Origin of the sequence: Streptomyces sp. NPDC006134, from assembly GCF_040628835.1 — a bacterium.
Taxonomy (GTDB): Bacteria; Actinomycetota; Actinomycetes; order Streptomycetales; family Streptomycetaceae; genus Streptomyces.
Genome location: NZ_JBEXTV010000142.1, coordinates 1 through 2,433, shown reverse-complemented (window position 1 = coordinate 2,433; position 2,433 = coordinate 1). Strand labels below are relative to the sequence as shown.

1 protein-coding gene is annotated in these 2,433 nt (G+C 76.2%); it reads left to right on the top strand.

Annotated features, from left to right (window positions below; all coding sequences use genetic code 11):
- The coding region (locus ABZ340_RS36505) for a KR domain-containing protein (RefSeq protein ID WP_358786200.1) at positions 1-2,433 on the top strand (2,433 nt) is incomplete at both ends.

Here is a 2,433-nt window from a genome sequence, read left to right as displayed (position 1 = left end):
TGGACGAGGCGCTTGAGGCCCTCTCGCGCGACGGCGTCCGGGTGCGCCGGGTGGCGGTGGACTACGCCTCCCACACCCGGCATGTGGAGGACATCGAGAACACCCTGGCCGAGACTCTGTCCGGCATGGAGGCCCAGGCCCCGGCGATCCCCTTCTACTCGACCGTGACGAGCGGCTGGGTCGAGGACGGCGGTGTCCTGGACGGCGGTTACTGGTACCGGAACCTGCGCGGCCAGGTCGGGTTCGGCCCGGCGGTCGCCGAGCTCCTGGCCCAGGGCCACGGCGTCTTCGTCGAGGTCAGTGCCCACCCGGTGCTGGTCCAGCCGATCACGGAGACCGCCGACGAGAGCGACACCGCCACCGTGGTCACCGGCTCGCTCCGGCGTGAGGAGGGCGGTCTGCGCCGGCTCCTGACCTCGATGGCCGAGGTCTTCGTGCGCGGTGTCCCCGTCGACTGGACGGGCATCCTGCCCTCCGGCGCCACGACGGCGCGTGTCGACCTCCCCACGTACGCCTTCGACCACCGCCACTACTGGCTCAAGCCGACGGAGACCCCCACCGACGCGACCTCTCTCGGGCTCGCCGGTACCGACCACCCGCTCCTCGGCGCCGTGGTGGAACTGCCGCAGTCCGACGGGCTGGTGGCCACCTCGCGCCTGTCGCTGGAGTCGCACCCCTGGCTGGCCGACCACCGGGTCGGCGGCGTGGTGCTCGTCCCCGGCACGGGCCTGGTCGAGCTGGCCGTACGGGCCGGTGACGAGGCCGGGTGCGGCGTGCTCGAGGAGCTGGTGATCGAGGCGCCCCTCGTCGTGCCGGAGCAGGGCGGCGTACGCGTCCAGGTCGCCGTGGGTGCCCCGGACGACAGCGGCTCGCGCACCGTGGAGGTGTACTCGCGGCGCGAGGACGGCGTCAGCGGCGCGGACGCCTGGACCCGGCACGCCAGCGGCATGCTGGCCGCCACGGCCCCGCCGGACGGCGGCCCGGCGGCGTTCGACTTCACGGCCTGGCCGCCGCCCGGCGCGGAGCCGGTGGCGACCGGCGGTGGCTACGACCTGCTCACCGAGGTGGGATACGGCTACGGGCCCGCCTTCCGCGGCGTACGCGCGCTGTGGCGGCGCGGCGACGAGATCTTCGCCGAGGTCGCCCTGCCCGAGGAACAGCGCAAGGACGCCGCCGGGTTCGGCATCCACCCCGCACTGCTCGACGCCGCTCTGCACGCGCCGCTGCTCCGGATCGCGGGGGCGGCCGCGGGCGACGGTGACGGCGGACCCGGGCCGGACGGGCAGGAGTTGAGGCTGCCGTTCGCGTGGAACGGGTTCGTGCTGCACGCCGCGGGCGCCTCGGTGCTGCGGGTGCGCCTCGCGCGGCCCGAGCGCGACGCGCTGTCGCTGGCCGCGGCGGACGAGGCCGGCGCCCTGGTCGTGTCGATGGACTCGCTGGTGTCCCGGGTGGTCTCCGCCGAGCAGCTCGACGCGGCGGCGGGCACGGCGTACGACGACTCGCTGTTCCGGGTGGAGTGGACCGAGCTGCTGTCGCTCCAGGGGGCGGAGCCCGCGGTGCCGTGGGTGCCCGTGGTCACCGCGGAGGACGTGGCGACCCTGGCCGACGACGTGGAGTCGGGCGTCGCCGAGGCCCCGGCCGTGGCGGTCGTGGAGGCCGTCGGCGACGAGGGCGAGGGCGCCGTGCTCGAACTGGCCGCCCGCGTCCTCGAAGTCGTGCAGTGCTGGCTGGACGGGCCCGGCCTGGAGGAGACGCGGCTCGCCGTGGTCACCCGGGGTGCGGTGCCCGCCGGTGACGGCACGGTGACGGACCCGGCCGGCTCGGCGGTGTGGGGCCTGGTGCGCGCCGCGCAGGCCGAGAACCCGGACCGCGTCCTCCTGATCGACACCGATCCGGCCGCCCCGGTGTCCGGTGACACGCTGCCGCCCGTCCTGGGGGCGGCGCTGGCCGGCGGCGAACCGCAGGCCGCGGTGCGCGGCACGGCCCTCTTCGTCCCCCGGCTCGCCCGCGCCGCCGCCCGAGGCACGGCCGGGGCGACGGCGTTCGGGCCGGAGGGAGCCGTCCTGGTCTCGGGCGCCGGGTCGCTGGGCGGCCTGGTGGCCCGGCACCTGGTCGTGCGGCACGGTGTGCGCCGGCTCGTGCTGGCCAGCCGCCGGGGCGCGGCCGCCGAGGGGGTGCGGGAGCTGGTCGCGGAGCTGACCGGGCACGGCGCGGAGGTCTCCGCCGTGGCCTGTGACCTGGCGGACCGCGCCCAGGTGAAGTCCCTGCTGGCCTCGGTGCCCGACCTGCGCGGTGTGGTGCACACCGCGGGCGTGACCGACGACGGCGTCATCGGGATGCTGACCCCGGAGCGCCTGGCGAGGGTGTTCGCGCCGAAGGTCGATGCCGTACGCCACCTCGACGAGCTCACGCGGGAGCTGGATCTGGACGCGT